Genomic DNA, 239 nt, shown 5'->3' with positions numbered 1-239 from the left:
CGGTTTAGGTATCTCAAATGAGGCCGACCTCATGGGCAAACAGCACGAGGCCAACCCGGTCACGGCACTCTAATTTCGATAGTAGTCGGCCGATGTGAGTTTTCACAGTTCCTTCTGCCATGTAGAGGGTCTGCGCGATTTCGGCGTTCGTCGCTCCCTTTGCAATCTCCACCAGCACTTCCTTCTCGCGATCCGTCAAGACCGACAGCCTCTTATCTGCGGCTTTGGGATCGTTAGGC

At 54.8% G+C, this 239-nt stretch carries 1 protein-coding gene; it reads right to left on the bottom strand.

What is annotated here, in order from left to right:
• Positions 1 to 13: 13 nt before the first annotated feature.
• Positions 14 to 239, bottom strand: a 226-nt coding sequence (locus ACWXWW_RS18330; protein WP_455971477.1) for a response regulator transcription factor, incomplete at its 5' end; no start/stop codon positions are given.

It is taken from the genome of Microbacterium sp. KNMS (genome assembly GCF_053851835.1).
The sequence above is the reverse complement of the archived record's forward strand: the minus strand, read 5'-3'. Positions and strand labels throughout refer to the sequence as shown.